This is a genomic window from Pararhizobium sp. DWP1-1-3 (assembly GCF_049896125.1).
In the GTDB taxonomy this organism is placed as follows: Bacteria; Pseudomonadota; Alphaproteobacteria; order Rhizobiales; family Rhizobiaceae; genus Pararhizobium.
In genome coordinates, this window is the sequence record NZ_JAFCTR010000003.1 from 135,950 (window position 1) to 156,878 (window position 20,929).

The following is a 20,929-nucleotide window of genomic DNA, read 5'->3' on the forward strand; positions in this document are numbered from 1 at the left end:
AGCAGATGACCGTCACTGGAAGTTCCGCGCCTTGACCTTCAACGTGTCGATATGGAGGTCACGGACAAAAATGTCCCGGGGCTTAGGCGGAGGTGCCCGATCGCGTGTATCGCCACCGCCGACCGAGCCATGCGCAAATTCGTCGCCGCGACCGGATGGCAGTCTGAACTCCATGTCCCTGTCTGCGAGCCCGGAAAGGTCCTGGGTCAAGTCGAACAGTTGTTGGGCGACGAGATGGACGACGTCGCCTTCCCGCTGGATGCGTCCGTTAATCGCCATCATCGACGCTCCAAGCACGATCCGCCGCCGCTTTTCGAATAGTTTTGGCCAGACGACGATATTTGCGGGGCCGGTCTCATCCTCGATCGTGATGAACATCACACCTTTCGCAGAGCCCGGTTTTTGCCGCACGAGCACCAGGCCTGCGGTCATGACCCATCGACCATCCCGTGCGGTCATGGCCTCTTCGCAGGTCACGATACTGCGCTTCACCAGATCGTTTCGCAAAAAGGCGATAGGGTGGTCGCGAAGCGTGAGCCCGGTATGGCCATAATCCTCAACCACGTTGTGGCCTTCGGTCATCTGCCGGAGCTTGACGTCGGGTTCCCTTTGCTCGGCGATGGGTTGCATTTCGCGATCGGCAGCAGCGGCAAACAAGGGCAGCGGCTCGTCACGCAATGCCTTGATTGCCCACAGCGCGTCGCGTCTTTCGAGCTGCAGGGTCGGCCGGAACGCATCGGCTTGCGCAAGTTCAACCAGCGAGGCGGCGGGAACGCCCGACCGACGCCACATGTCGTCGACGGAATCAAACTCACCGTTCATGCGTGCGGCGACAATCCGGGCGGCGTCAGCGACAGCCAGGCCTCTCACGACCCGCATGCCCAACCGGACAGCATGACCCCCGGTATTGCCGATCCGCTCCAGGGTGCAGTCCCAGCGTGACTGGTTGACGCATACCGGGCGAATTTCGACGCCATGGGCACGAGCGCAGCCGACAATCTGGGCGGGGGCGTAAAATCCCATGGGCTGACTGTTGATCAGGGCTGCGCAAAACGCATCCGGGTGGTGGCATTTCACAAAGCTGGAGGCATAGGCGATCAGTGCGAAGGATGCCGCATGGGATTCCGGGAAGCCGTAAGAGCCAAAGCCTTCGAGCTGGCTGAACGTCTTCTCCGCAAACTCTGCGGTATAGCCGTTTCGCACCATGCCGGAAACCAGCTTTTCCTTGAACCTGCTGACGCCCCCGGTGAACTTGAACGTCGCCATACTCTTGCGCAATTGATCAGCCTCGCCGCCGGTAAAGCCGGCACAGACCATCGCAACGCGCATGGCCGACTCTTGAAACAGGGGGACGCCGAGCGTCTTCCCAAGCACGGCTTCCAGCTCCGGCGTGGGATATTCGACTTTTTCCTTGCCCTCGCGCCGCCGCAGATAGGGGTGCACCATGTCGCCCTGGATTGGGCCTGGACGCACAATCGCCACCTGAACGACCAGGTCGTAAAATGTCCGTGGCTTCAGGCGCGGCAGCATCGCCATCTGCGCACGGCTCTCGATCTGAAAAGTCCCGAGCGTGTCGGCCTTGCGGATCATCGCATAGGTCGCGGGATCCTCCTGTGTGATCTTCGACAGATCGAGGTCGTCGTCCTTGTGCTCGCGGATCAGATCAAAGGCCTTGGACATGCAAGTCAGCATGCCAAGCGCCAGCACGTCGACCTTCATGAACTTCAACGCCTCGACATCGTCCTTGTCCCACTCGATGATCTGGCGGTCCTTCATGCTCGCAGGCTCGATGGGAACCAGATCGTCGAGGCGGTCATGCGTAAGGACAAAGCCGCCGGGATGCTGTCCAAGGTGACGTGGTGCGCCCATCAATTGCTGTGCCAGTTGCAGAGTTAGCACCAGCCGGCGATCGTCCGGATTGAGATTGAGCTCTTTGACGTTTCGGTCGCTGACCGCTTCTGACCAGGACCACATGCCGGACGACAGCGCTTTGATCAAATCCTCCGGCAGGCCGAGCGCCTTGCCTACGTCGCGGATTGCACCCTTGGCGCGGTAGCGCGTTACCGTGGCGCACAGCGCTGCCTTTTCCTTGCCATAGGTTTTGTAGATCCATTGGATGACTTCCTCGCGACGCTCATGCTCGAAATCGACATCGATATCGGGCGGCTCATCGCGTTCTTGGCTGACGAAGCGCTCGAACAGAAGATCGTTGGTTTCCGGATCAATAGAGGTGACGCCGAGGATGTAGCAGACGGCAGAGTTTGCCGCAGATCCGCGCCCCTGACAGAGAATACCTTGCGATCGGGCGAAACGGACGATCGAAAACACCGTCAGGAAATATGGAGCGTATTTCATCTTCTGGATCAGATCGAGTTCGTGGCGGACGATCTGCAGGGTCTTTGGCGGCAGGCCTTCCGGATAACGATCCGGTACACTTTCCCAGACGTAATGCTCGAGGGATTGCTGCGCCGACTTCCCAGGAACAATGGCTTCTTCCGGATATTGGTAAGTCAATTCCTCAAGCGAAAATTTGCAGCGATCAACGATCTCCATCGTTCGCCGCAGCGCTTCCGGATAGCGCGGAAACAGACGCTCCATTTCCTCCGGCGGCTTTAAAAACCTGTCAGCATGACGTTCGCGTTCGAATCCGACCTCGTCGATCGTGGTATTGTTGCGGATGCAGGTGACAATATCCTGAAGCTGCCGTCTGCCCGGCTCGTGAAACAGCACATCATTGGTGATAACGGTCTTCACCCTAAAACGCGCGGCCGTATTGGACAGCTCATGCAGCCGCAACTGATCGTTTGGCCGTCGTCTGAGCGACAATGAAAGGTAGGCGCGATCTCCAAAAATGTCGGCCATCTTGCGAAGACGGACAGCGCAGGTTTCGTCGGGGAGATCAGGGATTAAGATGCCGATAAGGCCTTCCGCATAGGCTGCAACATCGTCCAGATGCAGGAGGCAGTTGTTCTTGCCGCCGCGGCTTTTGCCAAGTGTGATCAGCCGGGTCAAACGGGAATAGGCTGCCCGGTCGGTCGGATAGACCAGGATCGGCATACCGTCAGCCAAATCGAGGCGGCAACCGACGACCAGCCGTACGCCGGTTTCACGGGAGGCTTCGAGAGCACGGACGATCCCGGCCAGTGAATTGCGATCGACAATTCCAATCGCTTCAATGCCCAGTTCTTTCGCCGTCACAAACAGCTCCTGCGCCGAACTTGCGCCCCTTAGAAAACTGAAATGTGTCGTCGCCTGGAGCTCGGCATATCTCATGCGAAAATCCCCTGCACGAACCATTTGTGAGAGCCCGTCCCGCCATCGACACCATCGCCGGACCGGAAGATCCAGAGCCGCTCGCCTGCGTCGTCCTCAACGATGAAGTAGTCGCGAACGGCAGCCCATTCAGACGTACGCTGCCACCATTCGCCAAAAATTCTTTCGGGACCATCAGCGCTTTTGACCCGTCGGCGTTTGCCGCGCCATGTCACGGAAACGGGCGGATGGTCGGGAAGCAGCGCGATGACCTCGACCAGTTCCGGATGGGCAAGGAGACGAACCGGGCGCGGCCATTGATGTGACCAGAAGACATCGACATCATCAGCGGTTGCAGCAATACGCTGGACGCTGCGCTCAGGGACATCGGACGCGACTGGCGCAAGGCGGTAGACCCGTTGGCCGCGGTTCCCAAAGATGTCGACGAGGGGCGTGATATCTTCGACGACATCCTCGATAAACGACGATGCCGTCTGTGTCTCCGTGAGCGGCTGCGACATCACGGCCACGAGGGTCAGCTTCTCGATGCCGAAACCTGGCTCGATTTTTTCCGTGCGGTCCCTGAACAGCTTGGTCATCCACGCTACGTCCCTTGCGGGCTTTGCCATTCCTGCGCGGATCGCCTGGCGGGTGTTGTCGACCTTATCGACTATGAGGTCGGCACGTCGAACGCCGAGCCCTTTTCTTTGAAGTTCGTGGCAGAGCTGGATGACAAGACGCCCGACATATTTATCGATCGTCTCTGCGGCCCCGATCGGTTCCTGGAAAGAGCGGCTGACCTCAATCTGCTCGGGACTGCGGATGGGGTCGATGGGCTCCCTGGCGCGACCAAACATCTGGTCCAGCCGGCGCCCGATCTCAGGTCCGAAGCGCAGTGTCAGCGGTGCCCGCGGTGTCGCCGAAAGCTCCCCGATTGTGCGGAATCCGAGAGTTCTGAGATCGCTGACGATTTTTTCCGGTAGCCGCAACAGGGCGACGGGCAAGCGCTCGACGGCTCGCACGGTCTCGCCCCGGGGGACGATGACGGTGTCCCGGCTGATCGCGCGCGCGCAGGCATGAGCGGCACCCCATGTGTCAGCGATGGCGACACGTGTCATCAGACCCCTGCCTCTGAACAGATTGGCGATGCCTGTCAGCATCGCAAGCTCCCCGCCCTGGAGATGGTCTGCACCTTCCGTGTCCATGACGATACCGTCGGGGGCATCGACGGAGACGATCGGGGAATATTGGGTGAGCGCCCAAAGGGTGATGCGTTCGAGCGCTGCGGCGTCGGCTCGTGGATCTGCGTCGATCATCAGCAGTCCCTGGAACAGGGCCTGGGCTTTTGCGGCTGGCATGCCAATGCGGACACCTGCCTTCTTTGCAGAAGCATCGGCCGAAGAGACCCAGCGTTTCGATCCGCTCTTTGCAATCACGGCAATGGCCTGCTCAACCGGAATGGCGGGATCGGCCCGACGAATGCGATCCGTCGACAGATCGGGAAGAAAGATCGATACGACCCTGGTCATCACACGCTCCAACGATAAACTCAGCACACTCGCCCGCACGCGATCTCATCAACTCCAGCAACCATCTTGCCCGCCCGATGCCGGGCACCGGTAACTCCGCCGATGGCAACACGCTGACGCGCCATCTCGTGGTCGATGCGGTGGGTTGGCCAAAGTCGTTGGCTTCAGTTTGCCGCCGCCATCTGCGAACAACGAGGGCAAGGCCTCCCTTCTTTTCCGCCGCGAGCTGCAGGCGCCTGCTTGCCAGCATCGGCAGCCGGACGAGTTCCCCCACAACCGCGCCGAGGCCCCCATAGGACAAGGCTTCTTCCATGGACGCGAGGACGTCCTCTTCCTTGTCGCCCTCGACAAATATGACCCGGTTTGCATTTAGGCCGGCCTGTGCAAGTGCTGGGAAAAACAGATCCGGCCGCGTCAGACACCAGACGATCTTGCCTTTCGTCCGCGCGGCGACTCCGGCAACAAACAGGGCTGCCGCTGCTCCATCGACCGTACCGGCGCCACCCCCTGCGAACTCATGAAGGGCACCGCGCGCCAAGCCACCTCCAGGCAGCACTGCATCGATCTCGCCAACACCGAACGGGAGACAGTCCAATTGCTTCGCAGGGCCACTCGCGAGGGATGCGATGCGGCTGCGTAGATCGGCTATGACATGCTCGCGGGCAGCCATCATCGCTCACGGAATCCTGTCGGTTCGTGTGTACTAAGGACGACTTCATGCCGCTTTAATTCCTGAAGTTCACGTTCTGTTCCCGAGCGGCGCCAGAGTCAAGCGGGTGGGTTATAGGAATTTTGTCCTTCAGATTTAAAAGGTCGAAAGATTCATAAGCCGAATCAGAGCGGTAAGTAGATGATTCAAGTCCTTGCGCGATTAAAATAATTTTGGGGTATCGATGTTTGAAGACCGAGGGTGGAACCCAGGCCAGTCGAAACTCTTGTTACCGGGAAATGAGCTGTTCATCGCACGATACCGATCGATGCTACGTCGGACTTTGGGCGCAGCGACAGAACTCTTTTTCGCATGGCTAGATTTCGATCCATACAGGAGCGTGATCACTGGTGTGGTCCCACCCTCTGACAAATTTGTCGACGCCAGCCTCTTTTAAATCTCCAGCAAGGAGTGGGCTCAAGAGGAAATGGTCGATCCGAAGGCCGGAATCCCGCGCGAATGCATTGCGGAAATATGCCCAGAAAGTATAGATGCGCTCATCGGGATGAAGATGCCGGATGGCGTCAGTCCACCCTTGTGCGACCAGGTCGGCATAGGCCGCCTTCACTTCCGGACGAAACAGAGCGTCGTCAATCCAGCGCTCAGGCTTATAAACGTCGAGGTCCGTTGGCATGACATTGAAGTCGCCAACGAGAGCGACAGGGACATCCAGCTCCAGTAGCTCTGCAGCATAGGACTGCAGGCGCTCGAACCAGCGCAATTTGTACTCGAACTTGGGCCCTGGAGCCGGATTGCCGTTGGGGAGATAGATGCAACCAACGACCATTCCGTCGATTGCGGCTTCAATATAGCGACTGTGGCTATCGTGGAGATCGCCGGGCAGGCCACGCCGCGTCTCGACTGGTTCCCTGTCTCGCGCAAGAATAGCCACACCATTCCAGGATTTCTGACCGTGCCAGATCCCGCCGTAGCCTGCGCGCTCGGTTTCCCTGCGTGGGAACTTGTCATTTGGCGTCTTTAATTCTTGCAGGCATACAACGTCTGGCTCCGCCTCGGCGAGCCAGCGGATCAGCACGTCGAGGCGGCCATTGATGCCGTTGACATTGTAGGTGGCGAGTTTCACCGGCCAGATCCGCGCTTGCGATCGCCCTTGTCACCGTTGCCGGGTTTCGCGTCATCCTTGGCTTCGTGTCGGGCATCCGCCGAGAGGGAACGCGAGACATCGACGCTCTCACTGAACTTGCCGTCTTCATCACGGCGGACATAACGCTTATCAGTGCCGGTATCGATCAATTCGCGCTTTGTCATGACAGGACTCCTTTGTGGTTGTCGTCTCGATAAACGCGCGTCAGCGACAAAAGATGCATTCAAATCAGGACGCTAGGCCAGACTTGTCAAACGCGAACTCGCTCCCAGCTAAGTCACTGAAAATGATTCATTTTGCCTCGGAACGATTCGGTTCTTGATTCCGTTGAATCGCGTCAGTTGTATCAGGAGTACGCGTATCATGGTTGCCCCACGAGCAAATTGGAAAGGTTTCATAAAGTTCGGAGAGGTGTCTTGCGCTGTGGCGCTCTATACGGCGGCCTCATCGTCTGAGCGCATTGCATTCAATACCCTGAACCGAGAGACCGGTAATCGGGTCAAACGTGAATTCGTCGATAGCGAGACTGGAAATCCAGTCGAGCGTGATGATCAGGTCAAGGGCTACGAGGTCGAGAACGGCCAATACATCGTGCTCGAACCGGGCGAAGTCGCAGCCGCAGTCCCAGACAGTGACAAGACCCTGAAAATCGAGTCTTTCATCCCCTGCTCCGAAATTGACAATGTCTATTTCGACAAGCCTTATTATCTGGCACCGGACAAGATGAGCACCGATGCTTATGTGCTTCTGCGCGACGGTATGAAAGCGGCTAAGGTTGCGGCAATCGCCCAAACGGTGCTCTTCCGCCGCTTGCGCACGGTCCTCATCCGCGCGCACGGAAAGGGGCTTATCGCTTCGACCCTCAACTTCGACTATGAAGTCCGCTCGTCAGAGGAGGCCTTCGAAGACCTGCCGGATATGAAAAGCGATCCGGAGCTGCTCGAAATCGCGGAACTGATTATAGGCAAGAAGAAGGGTAGCTTTGACGCCAGCACCTTCGACGACCGCTACGAGGAGGCCGTAGCTGAACTCGTCAAAGCGAAGATCGAGGGCCGATCCTTGCCAAAAAAGAAGGCTCCGATAGTCTCGAAGTCGAGCGATCTGCTCCAGGCATTGCGCGAAAGCGCTGGCCTCGGCGCCAAGGAAGAGAAGCCCAATCGGGCGGCAGCCAATGCCAACAAGGGTGTCGGTCGGGCGAAAGCCAAACCCGCTAACGCGAAAACTGCAGCAGCACCAACCCGCCGCGCCGGCTGATAGGAGAACCCAATGGCTGTCCGTCCCTACTGGAAGGGTTACCTGAAACTCTCACTCGTGAACTGCCCGGTGCAAATGATGCCGGCGACATCCGAGAGCGAGAAAGTCCGGTTTCACACGCTCAATCGCGAAACCCAGAACCGTGTCGTCAGCCACTATGTGGATTCGGTTACGGGCAAGGACGTCAAGGAAGATGACGAGGTCAAGGGCTACCAGCGCGGTGAGGACGAATACATCATTCTCGAGGACGACGAGCTTGAGAACGTCGCGCTCGAAAGCACCCGCACCATCGATATCTCAACCTTTACGAAACGTGAGACGATTGAATGGATATGGCTCGATACGCCGTACTACCTCTCCCCGAACGAGACCGTTGCCCAGGAAGCGTTCTCGGTTATCCGCGACGCCATGGCATCGCAGAACATGGTCGGCATTTCACGGCTGGTGATTTCGAGGAGGGAACGCGCCGTCATGCTCGAGCCACGTGGCAAGGGTATCGTTCTGTGGACCCTGCGCTATGGTGATGAGGTCCGCGACCAGGACAGCTATTTCGAAATCGTTGGCGACGAGAAAGCAGATTCGGACCTGATGCCCCTTATTCAGCAATTGATCAAGAAGAAGACCCAGCACTGGGATGCCAAGATGGTGGTCGATCCTGTCCAAGATCGTCTGCTCGATATCATCATGACCAAGAAGAGAGCCCTGAAGAAACCGGCAAAAGGCACGACCAAGACACCCGCGTCGTCCCCTGGACCCAGCAACGTTATCAACATCATGGATGCTCTAAAGAAATCCGTCGCCGCCGAAACACGAGCTACCAGATGAGGCAATGCGCCAAACCGCTGCTGCAGAATAATCAGGTCGCCAAGTCAAAGCCTCGCCGACAGCGCGATCCAGCGCAACCCAACCTACCCTTCGATCTCATGCCGGACCGTGTCGAGCCATGCCTGGCTTTGTTGAAACCAACAGCGCCGGGAGGACCAGAGTGGGCGTTTGAGAATAAGTGGGACGGCTATCGACTTGCCATCCATATCGAGCCGAAGGGCGTGCGGATCATCACCCGCGGCGGCCACGACTGGACACATCGCTTTCCGGCAATTGCCGACGCGGCCGGCAAGCTCGGTGTTGGAACCGCAATTCTGGACGGTGAAGCCGTGGTGCTCAACGATGATGGGCACTCCGATTTCGGCGCGTTGCAGCGGTCGCTCGGCGGCCGCGGTGGAAAGCGGGCGTCAACGGAGGCCGTCCTCTTTGCCTTCGATCTCCTCTATTTCGACGGCCATGACCTGACGGGCACGGAGCTTTCGGTCCGACGCCATCTGCTGGAGGATCTACTCGATGACGCGGGCACCACGATCCGGCTCTCGGAGGAGGTTGACGGAGATGGCGGCGAACTTCTTGAAAATGCCCGCTCCCTCGGTCTTGAAGGCATTATCGCCAAGCGCCGGGACAGCACCTACCGATCCGGCCGACATGGCGATTGGCTGAAAATCAAATGTATCCAGAGCGAAAGTTTCATCGTCGTGGGTTATGAGCAATCGGCATCTGCCCGTGGCGGACTGGGCAGCCTTCTGCTTGCCGCTCGCCGCGGCACCGGTTGGATCTCTGTCGGGGCCGTCGGCACTGGCTTCAAGCAGAAGGACGCGGTCTACCTGAAGGCGACGCTCGACAAGCTTCGGATCAAAACGCCGGCCGTGCCGCTGAAGGGCAAGAATCTTGTCTTTTCGCAACCGACATTAATTGCAGAGATTGAGTTTCGGGGGTGGACCGACGAGGGCAATTTGCGTCATGCTTCCTACAAAGGTCTTCGCGAAGCCCAGGATAACGCCGCCGTCTTCAATATGTCCGACCGCTGATCAGGCGACCGCCTTCTTCGCCTTGGCCAGCCGCTTGATGGCCTGCTCCAGCGGTCTTTGACCGTCACAGTAATCCTGCCAGGCCGTGCTCTTCTTGAGGAAACCGGGTACTGTCCGGATGGTAAAACGTGTTGGATCAAGGCCGGCCTTAACCTGCGTCCAGTTGAGCGGCATGGACACGGTCGCCCCCGGTCGTGCCCGCGGCGATAACGGTGCCACAGCTGTCGCCATCCGGTCATTGCGCAAATAGTCGAGAAAGATCCGCCCCTCGCGCTGGGCCTTCGCCATCTTGATCAGATAGAGGTCTGGGTTATCGCGTGCCATCTCCTGACAGACATCATGCGCAAAGCCCTTGGCCTCATCCCAGCTGAGCTTCTTGCCTTTGGGTACAGTGAGCGGGGTGACCACGTGCAGGCCCTTGCCACCCGTCGTCTTGCAGAAACTGACAAGGCCAAGTTCTTCCAGCCTATCGCGGATTTCGCGTGCGGCTTCGACGACCGTATCAAATGCCACATCGGGGCCGGGATCAAGGTCAAAGACCAGACGGCCCGGCACTTCCGGCTGGCCCGGTTCGCAATTCCAGGGATGCAGTTCGATCCCGCCGATCTGGGCAATGGCAGCAAGGCCTTCGACCCGGTCGATCTGAAGATAGGGTTTTTTGTCGCCGAAGACTGTCACGAGCTCCAGCAGGTTCGAGGTGCCCGGCATGGCATGGCGCTGAAAAAACTGCTCACCGCTGATGCCATCGGGGGTTCGAATAATCGAGCACGGACGGCCTTTGATATGGTCGATCAGCCAGGATCCGACGGCTTCATGGTAGCGCGCTAGATCGACTTTTGTGACCGGTTCTCCCTCACCGGCGTCAGGCCAAAGCACCTTCTCCGGGCTAGAGATCATCACCCCCATGACCTCTTCTTTTGCGCCCTTGCGGAACCGCTTGGCCGGTGGCTTGTCGGTCTCCGGATCGGGCACGTCAGCTTGTGAAGGAGACGCGGGCTCATCAGCTTCGACCTCCGCCGCCGGCTTGTCCTCCCGCAAGCCTTTGAATGCGCCTTGTCGGACCTGGCCATCGGCGGTCCAGCCGGCGAACTCGATTTCAGCCACAAGCTCCGGCCTCAGCCAGACGATATCCGCGGTCTTCTTCGGTGCGCCGAGCCCAGTGAACGGCGATTTGGCAGTTTCCATCTCCTGGAGCTTAGGTAGCAACGTTTTGACGGTTTTGGCACCGTATCCCGTGCCGACCCGCCCGACGTAGACGAAATGCTCGCCGCGATTGACGCCAACAAGCAGCGAGCGGAATTTGCCGTTGGTCTTTGCATAGGCACCGATCACCACTTCATGGCCGGCGCGGCATTTCGACTTTGCCCAGGTGTCGGTCCGGCCCGACCGGTAGGGTGCGTCAGCCTGCTTGGAGACAATGCCCTCGAGCGATAGGCGGCAGGCTGATTTCAGCACAGCGTCGCCACCCGTCTCGAAATGCTCGACGAAGCGCAGACGCGGGTCCTCCCCGGCATCGACTAACAGTGCTGCCAGACGGTCCTTGCGCTCAGCCAGAGGTAAATCCCGCAGGTCTTCCTCTCCAACGAACAGCAAATCGAATGCGAAATACACCAGATCCTCGGTTTTTCCCTCCGACAGTGCTGCCTGCAACGCGGCAAAGTCGGGTGCGCCCCGTTCATCGAGGGCGCAGATTTCGCCGTCGATGATGCACTCGGGGAGTGCCAAGGCAGCCTTGGCGATGGCAGACCATTTCGCCGTCCAGTCCAAGCCTTTGCGGGTTTTGAGCGTAACCTCACCGCCTTGGATGCGCATCTGAATGCGGTAGCCGTCGAACTTGATTTCATGGATCCAGCCGCTGGTCGATGGTGGACGCGCGAGGTTGTCGCACAGCTGTGGCGCAACGAAGTCGGGCATGGCGAATTTCTTACTGCGCGAAATGGTCGGCTTTTTCCTCGTCGCCTTAGTCTTCAGTGTGGACTTTGTACCAGTTTCGCGCTCTTCAGCCGCAAGGCCGTGATTGCTGTCCCAGACAGCGTCGGCTTCCACGGCCCCACCCTCGAGCATGAACGGCTTCGGTTTTCTCCCCTTGCCTGCAGCGATGGCTTCCATCGTCCGGCCCGATGCGACCGAAGTTTCGTTGTCGTCGAGGATTGCTGCGCCACTCTCTTCTACGGCTGCTTCATCGCGATGTTTGATCAGAAGCCAGTTGGTGCGCTTGCCACCGTCGCGGTCATGGCGCATGCGCACCAGGACGAAGCTGCCATGCAGGCGGTCGCCCTCCAAGGTAAACTTGAAATCGCCTTTGGCCAACGCTTCTTCTGGCGTTTTGTTACCCACCGGCTCCCAGTAGCCGCGATCCCACAGCATGACAGTACCACCGCCATATTGACCTTTCGGAATAGTGCCCTCGAAGTCGCCGTAGTCGAGCGGATGGTCTTCGACCTCGACGGCCAATCGCTTGTCGTGCGGATCGAGCGAGGGCCCTCTGGTTACGGCCCAGGATTTGAAAACGCCATCAAGCTCAAGCCGCAAGTCGTAGTGCAGGCGCGTGGCATCATGCTTCTGGATAACGAACCGCCGGCGGCTCGAGGCGTTGACCTTGGCTTCGCCGCTCGGCTCCTCCGTCTTCTTGAAGTCGCGCTTGGCGCGGTAAGTCGAAAGGCTGTCGGCCATTGGTGATTGTCCTCTACGCATACGAGTTCGAAGCCGAAACAGTGCCGGCTGCGAACATGCTCATCGACCAGAGACGCGGATCGCGCCAGCTTCACCTAAGCTGCGTTGGACAGCAGCGATCTGGCTGGCTGAGATGTCGGCTGAGACCTCAATCTCCCCCTCAAGTGCAGCGTCGTCGCGATCGCCGCCCTCATGGGAAACATCACCACCCGACGGCTTTGAACCGGATGTATTTTCGTCCGTCGCGGACTGGATGAAAATATCCGGTCTAGAGATGCCGTGCTGCTGAACCAAGTGTTCCACGGCAAGGTCGGCGGCTGCTCGCGTCTCGAAAATCGCCCGGATTGTCGTGGTGCTGTCGTCTGCCATGTGCCTATCTCCTGTTTCTAGCGTTATGGCAACAAACGCCGCAAACACCCTGGTGGTTGCGCGGTCCGTGCGTCCAAACAGCATTAATGTTGGAATTCTTCTGCGAAAACTGCTATGTTCCCTTTTTGTTTCCATACCGATTGATTGACCCATGAGTGCAATGATGCAGACCACAGTGCGAAAAATTATCCACGTCGACATGGATGCTTTTTACGCGTCAGTCGAACAGCGGGATAACCCCGATTTGCGTGGGAAACCGCTTGCAGTAGGCGGGTCGGCTGCTCGTGGCGTGGTGGCCGCAGCCAGTTATGAGGCGCGGGTATTCGGTGTCCATTCGGCAATGCCGTCGATCACTGCCAAGCGCAAATGCCCCGACCTTATCTTTGTGTCCCCACGCTTTGATGTATACAAAGCCGTCTCCCAACAGATCCGCGGGATTTTTGCAGAATACACGCCGTTGATCGAGCCTCTCTCGCTTGACGAAGCCTATCTCGATGTGACTGAAAATCTGAAAGGCATGGAAATTGCCACCGAGATTGCGCTGGAGATCCGCGCAAAGATCAGGCAGGCGACCGGACTGAATGCGTCTGCCGGGATTTCCTACAACAAGTTCCTCGCCAAGATGGCGAGCGATCTCAACAAGCCCAATGGCCAGGCAGTAATTACCCCGAAGAACGGACCGGGCTTTGTGGAGTCCCTGCCGGTCAAAAAATTTCATGGGGTAGGTCCGGCTACAACCGAACGCATGAGGAAATACGGGATCGAGACCGGCGCCGATCTCAAGAATAAGTCGCTGCAGTTCCTCACCGAGCACTTCGGCAAGTCGGGTCCCTATTTTTACGGCATTGCCCGCGGTGTCGACCAACGCCAGGTCCGCTCGGATCGGATCCGAAAATCCGTAGGTGCCGAGGACACGTTCGCCCAAGACATCAACAACCTCGATCTGGCCAAGGCCGAGTTAGCGGCGCTTGCAGAGAAAGTCTGGCGCTACTGCGATACGAACCGCATCGCGGGCAAGACCGTGACCGTGAAGATCAAATATTCCGATTTCACCCAGGCAACGCGAAGCCGGTCGGTCGCGTTACCCTTTGCAGGGATGCACGAGCTTCTCGAAGCCGCGTCTGGCCTGCTGGCGACTGTTTTTCCGTTCAAGCGATCGGTTCGACTGCTTGGGGTCACTCTTTCCTCGCTGACCAACAACGAAATTGCCGTGGCCGAGAGATCACCGCAGCTCGGTCTCGATTTCTGAGCAGTGCCCGGTTTTGAAAGGCAGGTAGGCATCGCCGAATTTTCTAACGCAAGAGTTCGCGTCATCGATCTGGAGACCGGTGGTAATGGACCGAACGACGTCTGCGAGATCGGATGGCAGGACGTCATCGCCGATGAGGACGGCGGTTGGCAGGTAACAGATGAGCGCGGCGCGCTGCTCATCAATCCCGGGCGATTGATCTCGCCGGACACGATGGCGGTGCATCATATTCTAGACGCAGACGTGGCGGACGCACCCTACTGGAAACAGGTTGCCTCCCGCATTCTTCGTCCGGCAGGGCGCATCGATGCGTTGGCGGCCCACCGTGCATCCTTCGAGCAGCGGTACTGCACCCCGCGCTTTACCGGAGGCACTCCTTGGATCTGCACCTGGAAATGTGCGATGCGTGTATGGCCGGAACTTCCGCGCTTCTCCAACCAGATGCTTCGCTACCAACGCATGCCACAAGGTCTGAACCACGAGACTGGATTGCCCGCTCACCGCGCAATGCCGGACGCCTATGTCACGGCCCATCATCTGCGGGATCTTCTCAACAGAGAATCGCTAGAAAACCTTTTGGCGTGGAGCAATGAGCCCGGCCTTTTGCCCCGCGTTCCATCCGGTCCGGATCGCGGCAAGGGTTGGGATCGCCTGAGCGATACGACGCTGCGAGAATTCATTCATGATCGGGATGTCGAAATCCGGTTTAGCGCACAAACCGAACTGACGCGGCGTGGAGACCCTGACCAGCCTCAGCTCAGCGAACCAGTGCAACGGACACTTCTGTGATGTGACCAATGCTTCGGATACTGCCACATAATCTTTCGCCTGGTGTCGGACCTATCGTCTCGCTCGCCTATGTCCCGACAGTCGATATTCCCAGTCGATTCCGCCATTCGCGATCGGTCGGAGCCGTGCTTGGGCTCACACCCGTACTTAATCAATCAGGTGAAGTCAGCCGAGTTGGCCATGTTTCTCACCGCGGAGATGCGATGATGCGAACGCTGCTGTACGAGGCCGCCCAGTCGATGATGACCCGTGTGGTGAAGTGGTGTTGGCTGCAAGTCAATTCGGCTTCGGGCCTATTACAAGCCCCCCACCCTAAGTTCAAATGCCTACGCGGTCAGTTATCGCGGGAAATCTGGGCGGGCTTTCGCTCCCATGGGCTGAACCCGGCTTTCTCCCGCTCGATGTTAACGTCAGCCAGACATGTGGCCATCAAAACATCTTTCACGACAATTGCTGGGGGAACGCGCCAATCGGCCGTGTAGTTTTTGTAATGGGTATTCACAAGGTCCACGAGCATGGTGGCGCTGATTCCCCGCTCTCTAATGCACTTGATAACCCCCGTGCGTTGGGCTTTCATCCACGGCGGCTCTCCGGGGGTGGATGTTCCCGCCCAGTCATCGATCACGCCAACCAAATAGGCCTGTTGGACCTCTGGAGGGCCCTTTTTCCAACTCGCATAGTTGGCAACGAACATCGCGTGCGCGAGGGACGGTGCGATAACAGACAAAATCAACGCAAGCTTAAAAAATGGCCGGATCACGAAAGCACCTCTATCGATGAGCTGCAGGTTACCAGAGAGCGCCAAGCCACGCCAGATATTGGCCGTGACTACGGGAGACCACCAGCCTTAGAGAATTTGGAACCGAAGTCTAATATAGAAACGGTCTTGAAGGATTTCTCAGGACCGCTAAAATCTACCGATGTTCTGGAAGAAGAAGAAGCCCAAGGCAATTAAAGTTCTGCGCTCCAAAATTGTTACGATTTCGGAGACGCCCGAGTTGGGCATGCTTACGATCCAAACGGAACGAGATCAGGTTCGACTTATCATCGACGAAGCCAGTGCTCGTCAACTCATGGAAGAGTGCCTGAAACTGCTGGGTTATCCGGCAACAATGAAGTAAGCGCCTGCGATACGCGCTCATCAACAATCCTGTTGACCGCTGCAGCGGCCCACCTCCGTGCGGACGCAAATTTCAATCGATCATGGACTGACGGCCGACGCGGTGATGCTGCAGAGCTTGGCTCTCAATATGTCGCTCGACGGCTTGGAACAGCCGTCGAGAGGGATGCGCGGGCAGACGCGATCGAGGGACTGCTCGCCCCATCGCCTGCAGTGAATGTGGTAGGGCCGCTTTGGGCCGAAACCGGACTTTGCTCGAACTCGTTTCGCTTTGAGTAAGCGCGAAAGCGCTTGACCTCAACCCGCCGATTAGAGAAGCGCCGCAACGCGGAAGGCGGGACCCGACTGCCCCCGGCAAAAACGTTCCGTCTTGAAATCTTTATCAAAGGCGGCGTCTGAATTTCCCAATAGAGTTTTGTGACAGCGGAGCTGTCTACTTTCCCTTCCCGACAAGACCTGGCGTTCCGGCGGGGCGCCATTCAAGGAATATCGGTTGAGATCGACAAGCAGATTGGCGCGGATATTCGTCGCCTTCGCTGAAAGACATGATCTGCTGGCGCCGGAGATCGGTAAACTTATGGCAGAGCGCAGCAAGAGAAACAGCGACCGGCATATTCGGTAGAACGAAACGGCCCAGCACCTAAGACGGGCGGTGGCCGAACTGGCGCCGCCTGATCGCCATCAAGCTCTGAGCGGAAGGCAATCAATCGCCGCATGCTGGCCGTAGCGGGCTAGTAGCGATGTGGCCGCATCCCGATCGACAGCTTTCGAAAACAGATATCCCTGTCCAAGTTTGCATCCGAAAGACACCAGCTGCTCAAGCTGTGTATCAGTTTCGATCCCTTCGGCCACGACACGCAGGCCTAGCTTGTTGGCAATGTTGAGCAAACCCTCGACAATGACGACGGCGCCGTCGCCTGGAACCAGCCGTTCGATGAAGGACTTGTCGATCTTTATGATATCGACCGGGACCGTCAGGAGATGGGTTAGCGAGGCAAACCCTGTTCCGAAGTCGTCAAGCGCAACACGCATCCCGCGGTTACGCAGCGCTTTGATCTCGTCGGCGACCACATGATCACGCTGGCCGAGATAAACCGATTCTGTCACCTCCAGGATAACGTGCTTAAGTGGAACACCAGCTTCCGCAAATACCGTACAAACCCGTTCCTGCAGATGGCCGGCATGAAAGTCCGCAGCCGAAAGATTGATGCCGACATGCTGGAAAGGCAGTCCGCTGTCGAGCCAGCTGCGCATGTCACTGGCAACACGCGAGAGCATGCAATGCGTCAGTTCGGCGGCAACATGGGCATCTTTAGTTGCCTCGTGAAAGTTGGCAGCAGAGATGATTTCACCGGACCGCGTCGTCATACGACACAGAGCCTCGAAACCCACCACCTCGCCCGAATCGAGCCGTACAATTGGCTGGTAATGAGCGTGTATACGGTGTTCGGCAAGCGCAAGACTGACATCGCGAATAGCCCGGAAGCGTCTCGTGAAGGTCGTACCGAGCCCCGAGCTGTGTTCGATGAATTGGCCCCGACTCCGCTCTTTCGCGTGGTACAACGCGACATCGGCGCATTGGCGAACCTGGTCGGGGGTTTCACCTGGGCCCGCAAGACACCCACCCAGCGTGGCGCCGGGAACGATGACGTGGCCGCAGCAATGGGCGTGCTCCTTGATGACCTCGAGTATCCTTGTTGCCAGCATCGACAATGAAGATGCCGGATCCTTGTCAACCACGATTGCGAATTCGTCGCCACCGATCCTGAATGCTCGCCCAATGCCCGCCACCAAGGCAATTCTTGTTGCGACGACCTGGATGAGTTCGTCGCCAGTGCCGTGTCCGAACGTGTCGTTGACGACCTTCAGATTGTCCAGATCGGCGAGGAGAACTCCCCAACCGCCTTCCCTGTGCTTTGCATGCTCAGACAAAACCTGATTGAACTTCGCACGGTTCGGCAGGCCCGTCAGGACATCGGTATAGGTCAAACGCTGGCGCTCGCAGACCCGCTCCTCCCGCTCGATTGCAATAGAGCAAAGATGAATGCAGGCATCGACGATGCGCCGTTCAAGGTCGTTAGGCCTCCTGCATTCTCGAAAGTAAAAGGCGAATGTCGCGACGACACGGTCGCCACTGAATATCGGCGTAGACCAGCAGGCCTTGAAGCCGAGCGGCAGAGCCAGATCCTTGAAGTTTACCCAGCGAGGATCGTGCTCGATATCCGTAACGGAAACAGCTTCCCCTCGGAATGCAGCGGCTCCACAGGATCCCGCCAGCGGCCCGATGGGTAGATTGTCGAGCGCGGCCGAATAGGAGTGAGGGAGAGACGGCCCTCCAAGAGGATGAAGGTGTCCTGCGTCCACTGACAATACCGAACAAACGGTGCCCGGGACCAGAGCTTCTACCTCAAGGCACAGTCGTTCGATCGTTGCCTGCAAAGCTTCGCCGCGGGCGATCATTTCCAGAATTACGTTCTGCAGTTCCAGGGTCATGACAAATGAATTCTTTTCTGAAGGCGGAATTTACCAATGCAACCCTCTTTTCGGGTTACCAATTTAGGTAAAGACTTATGAAGCGACGGTTGTTCCCAATGGCTGGTTGTACGTCTCGAAGCTAGTTGAGGTCGTCGCCAGGGCGCAGAACGAAAAAAGGGCCCGAGAACAAGTCTCAGGCCCGAGTTTTTACTTCGACAGCGTGGGAGGAGAGCCTGCCGAAGCCGTTAATTTAAGTGTTTATGGTTAACGAGTCCTAAACGGCTGGGATGCGCTCATAAGTGAGTTCTAGGTATACCGGAAATGCCGCGGAAACGTTCATTTCGCGCCGCTCCTAATAGGCCGCATGTTTCCAAACAGGGGCGCTCCTCGTCGCATTGAAGGTCACTTCCGGTTGGTTGGCGTTGTATTAATATGCCTTTTACGGCAAAAACGTCGCGGACCGAAAACCACTCGTTGAAATAAGTGCTGAACATACATGATCATCGTCGTCGAAGGCATAAGTGCTGCGGGCAAAACTACATGGTGCCAACACCACGCCGCACAGTATTTAGTCAAGGAAAGCTACCCCGCAAAGCGGCCCGATCGGCAAGCTGGACCCGGAGAGGCCGCCCGGATATGGACGGATTGGAACTCCAGGCGTTGGTCGGAAGCAGTTGCCATGGAGCGAGCTTACGGTGTCGCTGTTTGTGACACTGATCCGTTGAAGCTACATTTCATCTGGGCGATGTGGCAGACGGGAGAGGTCGCTGAGCCTCATTGGATTGCGCAGCTAAAGTTTACCCGGCTGGCGCTCTATCATCAGCGCCTGGGCTTTGCAGATCGCTACCTGTTCAAGAAAATTGATCCTGACGTCGCTCAGGCTCAACGAGACCACGACGCCAGCAGATCGCGGCCCAACTTTGACTTACACCTTAGACTGAGCAACTCACTGGTGCTGTGGTACGAAACGCTCGCGGCGGTCATGCAAGATCTTGTCCGGTGGGAATTGCCGCAGAGGCTCCCTCAAACAGACGGCGCAACAAACCCATTCCGATACGACGTTGCAATGTTCGACAGGTTCGTCGAGATGCTCCCTCATCCAAGGCGCTAGCCTGGTGGCCGAACTTTGGTCTTCCGTGATTTATGAGCAGAAACATTGAAAGGCCCCAATTTTGACGCACGCACTTAGCCTCCCTAAACGCCCCCTCTCCCTGGCACGCGACGTGATCTCGACACCGCGGGCTTATTTCTGGTCCACGCCAATCATCCTGGCGCTGACAGTGTTCATATTTATTTGGGAAGCACCGGGCGTCTACCGCGACTTGCAAATAAGCCAAAACCCGCTGGTATTGGAAAGCGGTGACGTTCAAAATGGCCGGTGCACCACTCGCAAAGCTATCTTCACCGACTGCGAAGCGCGTCTGGTCTACAGCCACAACGGCAAAAATTACGATACCGATGTCGAGATCATGTTCGTCGATTTCCATATGGGCGACTATGAAACCGGCCTGGTGATTTCCGCAGAACACCCGGAATTGGCGACCATGAGCCTCGGCTTGGATAAGCTTTGGAACCGGATCATCACGCTGGCCGTCTTGACCGTGCTTTTGGGCGGGATGGGTGTTGGAATGATATTTTTTGCCGTGCGCATCTGGCGGGTCAAAGGGCAGTTGCGCAACCCGGCGTTTCTAGTGCCAGTGCCGGTTGAGATCACTGCATTCGATCGCAAACGCGACGTCCTCTCAATTACCTACAATGATAAGATTGCCAGCGATAAAACCGGACGGTCTTCCTACACCCGCATGAAGCACGGCGAACAACCGCTGATCATTGGGTCGGTCAATGGCCATTCCATCGGCTTAGCCGTCAGGCACGGCAAAACGGCCTTGCCGGTGCTGCTCGATAATCGTCTCCACCGCGTCTCGCTGGCAAATGAAGAGCGAGTGGCTGCACTGGCTCCGTTTGCTGATCGCGATGTCAACGGTCAGCGGCTGGTTCTAGTCGATACGCCGAACAAAACCATCTCGCTCTGGAGGCGACTTCAAACTATCTTCGGGGTGCTGCTCCTCATTATCGTCGGCGTGCTCGGCTTCTGGCTTTGGTATGTGACGAGCTCCGAAACGCAGTTTCAGTCTCCGGGCATGGACATTAACAACCTGATGCCGGCGCCATTGAACGAATGGGGATGCGATCAGCTGAAGAAGCGTTTCGGTCAGGATCGAGCCCCGTTCGGATGCGTTGCCGCCGACTATACCAGCTGGAAATAGGGCCGCGGCTTGCTCGTAGCGAGCGGCTTTGCTGAGTGTGACTTGCGCAAGTTCCGCCGACAACCACGGATCCACATACAAGTCCTTCCTTATGAGACCGTGGCTCCAGCGGCTCCTGGAGTTGGGGGCGTGCCACGGAGGACTGTCGATGATAGGATACCAGCAATTCCGACGATGATGGCACAATGAAACTTTGCAATGTCTACTTGGTTGACGACCTGTCGCAGCCATGTCCCCTTGTTGAGACGGGATACCGGGGGTGATGGAAATGATGACCGAAGT

General features: G+C 57.7%; 17 protein-coding genes and 1 pseudogene. 9 read left to right on the forward strand and 9 right to left on the reverse strand.

Going from position 1 to position 20,929, the window contains the following annotated elements; genetic code table 11:
- Nucleotides 1–12: 12 nt before the first annotated feature.
- From ACP7BS_RS08640 to ACP7BS_RS08660, 5 genes are all read right to left on the reverse strand, one after another.
- On the reverse strand, nt 13–3,273 hold the full coding sequence (locus tag ACP7BS_RS08640) for an error-prone DNA polymerase (RefSeq protein WP_426237633.1): 3,261 nt from the start codon (nt 3,271–3,273) through the stop codon (nt 13–15).
- The gene (locus ACP7BS_RS08645; protein WP_426232093.1) at nt 3,270–4,781 is read right to left on the reverse strand and encodes a Y-family DNA polymerase; all 1,512 of its coding nucleotides are present in this window, start codon (nt 4,779–4,781) and stop codon (nt 3,270–3,272) included. Before ACP7BS_RS08645 ends, ACP7BS_RS08640 begins: the two co-directional genes overlap by 4 nt.
- Nucleotides 4,702–5,454 carry an ImuA family protein gene (locus tag ACP7BS_RS08650; RefSeq protein ID WP_426232094.1) on the reverse strand — a complete coding sequence of 251 codons (753 nt, stop codon included), beginning with the start codon at nt 5,452–5,454 and terminating at the stop codon, nt 4,702–4,704. The genes ACP7BS_RS08645 and ACP7BS_RS08650 overlap by 80 nt, the downstream gene beginning before the upstream one ends.
- A 352-nt stretch (nt 5,455–5,806) precedes the next feature.
- Nucleotides 5,807–6,574: an exodeoxyribonuclease III gene (xth, locus tag ACP7BS_RS08655; RefSeq protein WP_426237635.1), complete on the reverse strand. Its 768-nt coding sequence runs from the start codon at nt 6,572–6,574 to the stop codon at nt 5,807–5,809.
- Nucleotides 6,571–6,759, reverse strand: coding sequence for a hypothetical protein (locus tag ACP7BS_RS08660; protein ID WP_426232096.1), 189 nt, complete (start codon nt 6,757–6,759; stop codon nt 6,571–6,573). Before ACP7BS_RS08660 ends, xth begins: the two co-directional genes overlap by 4 nt.
- A gap of 199 nt (nt 6,760–6,958) precedes the next feature.
- Here ACP7BS_RS08660 and ACP7BS_RS08665 point away from each other — a divergent pair, with 199 nt between their 5' ends.
- Genes ACP7BS_RS08665 through ligD (ACP7BS_RS08675) form a run of 3 tightly spaced genes read left to right on the forward strand, consistent with a single transcriptional unit; the run spans nt 6,959 to nt 9,705 of the window.
- Nucleotides 6,959–7,849, forward strand: a complete 891-nt coding sequence (locus ACP7BS_RS08665; protein ID WP_426232130.1) for a Ku protein — start codon at nt 6,959–6,961, stop codon at nt 7,847–7,849.
- A gap of 12 nt (nt 7,850–7,861) precedes the next feature.
- Complete coding sequence (locus ACP7BS_RS08670; RefSeq protein ID WP_426232097.1) at nt 7,862–8,674, forward strand: Ku protein; 813 nt, start codon at nt 7,862–7,864, stop codon at nt 8,672–8,674.
- Nucleotides 8,671–9,705, forward strand: coding sequence for a non-homologous end-joining DNA ligase (gene ligD / locus ACP7BS_RS08675; RefSeq protein ID WP_426237637.1), 1,035 nt, complete (start codon nt 8,671–8,673; stop codon nt 9,703–9,705). Before ACP7BS_RS08670 ends, ligD (ACP7BS_RS08675) begins: the two co-directional genes overlap by 4 nt.
- Here ligD (ACP7BS_RS08675) and ligD (ACP7BS_RS08680) read toward each other — a convergent pair whose 3' ends face one another.
- Nucleotides 9,706–12,378 (reverse strand): DNA ligase D, encoded by a 2,673-nt coding sequence (ligD, locus tag ACP7BS_RS08680; RefSeq protein WP_426237639.1) that lies wholly within the window; start codon nt 12,376–12,378, stop codon nt 9,706–9,708.
- Between the two features lie 60 nt (nt 12,379–12,438).
- On the reverse strand, nt 12,439–12,747 hold the full coding sequence (locus tag ACP7BS_RS08685; RefSeq protein ID WP_426232100.1) for a hypothetical protein: 309 nt from the start codon (nt 12,745–12,747) through the stop codon (nt 12,439–12,441).
- A 160-nt stretch (nt 12,748–12,907) separates the two neighbouring features.
- Here ACP7BS_RS08685 and dinB point away from each other — a divergent pair, with 160 nt between their 5' ends.
- The 3 genes and pseudogenes from dinB to ACP7BS_RS08700 form a co-directional block, all read left to right on the forward strand.
- Nucleotides 12,908–13,996, forward strand: coding sequence for a DNA polymerase IV (dinB, locus tag ACP7BS_RS08690; RefSeq protein ID WP_426232131.1), 1,089 nt, complete (start codon nt 12,908–12,910; stop codon nt 13,994–13,996).
- Between the two features lie 3 nt (nt 13,997–13,999).
- Nucleotides 14,000–14,785, forward strand: coding sequence for an exonuclease domain-containing protein (locus ACP7BS_RS08695; protein ID WP_426237641.1), 786 nt, complete (start codon nt 14,000–14,002; stop codon nt 14,783–14,785).
- Between the two features lie 38 nt (nt 14,786–14,823).
- Nucleotides 14,824–15,060: pseudogene (locus tag ACP7BS_RS08700) on the forward strand (transposase); the annotation flags it as partial.
- Nucleotides 15,061–15,119: 59 nt separating this feature from the next.
- On the opposite strand, the gene ACP7BS_RS08705 reads toward ACP7BS_RS08700, so the two are convergent.
- Nucleotides 15,120–15,545, reverse strand: coding sequence for a hypothetical protein (locus tag ACP7BS_RS08705; RefSeq protein WP_426238087.1), 426 nt, complete (start codon nt 15,543–15,545; stop codon nt 15,120–15,122).
- A gap of 160 nt (nt 15,546–15,705) precedes the next feature.
- On the opposite strand from ACP7BS_RS08705, the gene ACP7BS_RS08710 reads away from it, so the two are divergent.
- Nucleotides 15,706–15,906 (forward strand): hypothetical protein, encoded by a 201-nt coding sequence (locus tag ACP7BS_RS08710; protein ID WP_426232102.1) that lies wholly within the window; start codon nt 15,706–15,708, stop codon nt 15,904–15,906.
- 680 nt (nt 15,907–16,586) lie between these two features.
- On the opposite strand, the gene ACP7BS_RS08715 is transcribed toward ACP7BS_RS08710, so the two are convergent.
- Nucleotides 16,587–18,398, reverse strand: a complete 1,812-nt coding sequence (locus ACP7BS_RS08715) for a putative bifunctional diguanylate cyclase/phosphodiesterase (RefSeq protein WP_426237643.1) — start codon at nt 18,396–18,398, stop codon at nt 16,587–16,589.
- A gap of 478 nt (nt 18,399–18,876) precedes the next feature.
- Between ACP7BS_RS08715 and ACP7BS_RS08720 the strand changes: the two genes are divergently transcribed.
- Both ACP7BS_RS08720 and ACP7BS_RS08725 read left to right on the forward strand, forming a co-directional pair.
- Complete coding sequence (locus ACP7BS_RS08720) at nt 18,877–19,491, forward strand: hypothetical protein (protein ID WP_426237645.1); 615 nt, start codon at nt 18,877–18,879, stop codon at nt 19,489–19,491.
- A gap of 61 nt (nt 19,492–19,552) precedes the next feature.
- Entirely contained in the window at nt 19,553–20,647 is a 1,095-nt protein-coding gene (locus ACP7BS_RS08725) for a hypothetical protein (RefSeq protein ID WP_426237647.1), read from the forward strand.
- The last annotated feature ends 282 nt before the right edge of the window (nt 20,648–20,929 follow it).

What these genes read in the sequence shown, in the direction of transcription:
- ACP7BS_RS08640 (WP_426237633.1), bottom strand. Translation starts at nt 3,273, where the DNA reads ATGAGATATGCCGAGCTCCAGGCGACGACACATTTCAGTTTTCTAAGG.
- ACP7BS_RS08645 (WP_426232093.1), bottom strand. Translation starts at nt 4,781, where the DNA reads ATGACCAGGGTCGTATCGATCTTTCTTCCCGATCTGTCGACGGATCGC.
- ACP7BS_RS08650 (WP_426232094.1), bottom strand. Translation starts at nt 5,454, where the DNA reads ATGATGGCTGCCCGCGAGCATGTCATAGCCGATCTACGCAGCCGCATC.
- ACP7BS_RS08660 (WP_426232096.1), bottom strand. Translation starts at nt 6,759, where the DNA reads ATGACAAAGCGCGAATTGATCGATACCGGCACTGATAAGCGTTATGTC.
- ACP7BS_RS08665 (WP_426232130.1), top strand. Translation starts at nt 6,959, where the DNA reads ATGGTTGCCCCACGAGCAAATTGGAAAGGTTTCATAAAGTTCGGAGAG.
- ACP7BS_RS08670 (WP_426232097.1), top strand. Translation starts at nt 7,862, where the DNA reads ATGGCTGTCCGTCCCTACTGGAAGGGTTACCTGAAACTCTCACTCGTG.
- ligD (WP_426237637.1), top strand. Translation starts at nt 8,671, where the DNA reads ATGAGGCAATGCGCCAAACCGCTGCTGCAGAATAATCAGGTCGCCAAG.
- ligD (WP_426237639.1), bottom strand. Translation starts at nt 12,378, where the DNA reads ATGGCCGACAGCCTTTCGACTTACCGCGCCAAGCGCGACTTCAAGAAG.
- ACP7BS_RS08685 (WP_426232100.1), bottom strand. Translation starts at nt 12,747, where the DNA reads ATGGCAGACGACAGCACCACGACAATCCGGGCGATTTTCGAGACGCGA.
- dinB (WP_426232131.1), top strand. Translation starts at nt 12,908, where the DNA reads ATGATGCAGACCACAGTGCGAAAAATTATCCACGTCGACATGGATGCT.
- ACP7BS_RS08710 (WP_426232102.1), top strand. Translation starts at nt 15,706, where the DNA reads ATGTTCTGGAAGAAGAAGAAGCCCAAGGCAATTAAAGTTCTGCGCTCC.
- ACP7BS_RS08715 (WP_426237643.1), bottom strand. Translation starts at nt 18,398, where the DNA reads ATGACCCTGGAACTGCAGAACGTAATTCTGGAAATGATCGCCCGCGGC.
- ACP7BS_RS08720 (WP_426237645.1), top strand. Translation starts at nt 18,877, where the DNA reads ATGATCATCGTCGTCGAAGGCATAAGTGCTGCGGGCAAAACTACATGG.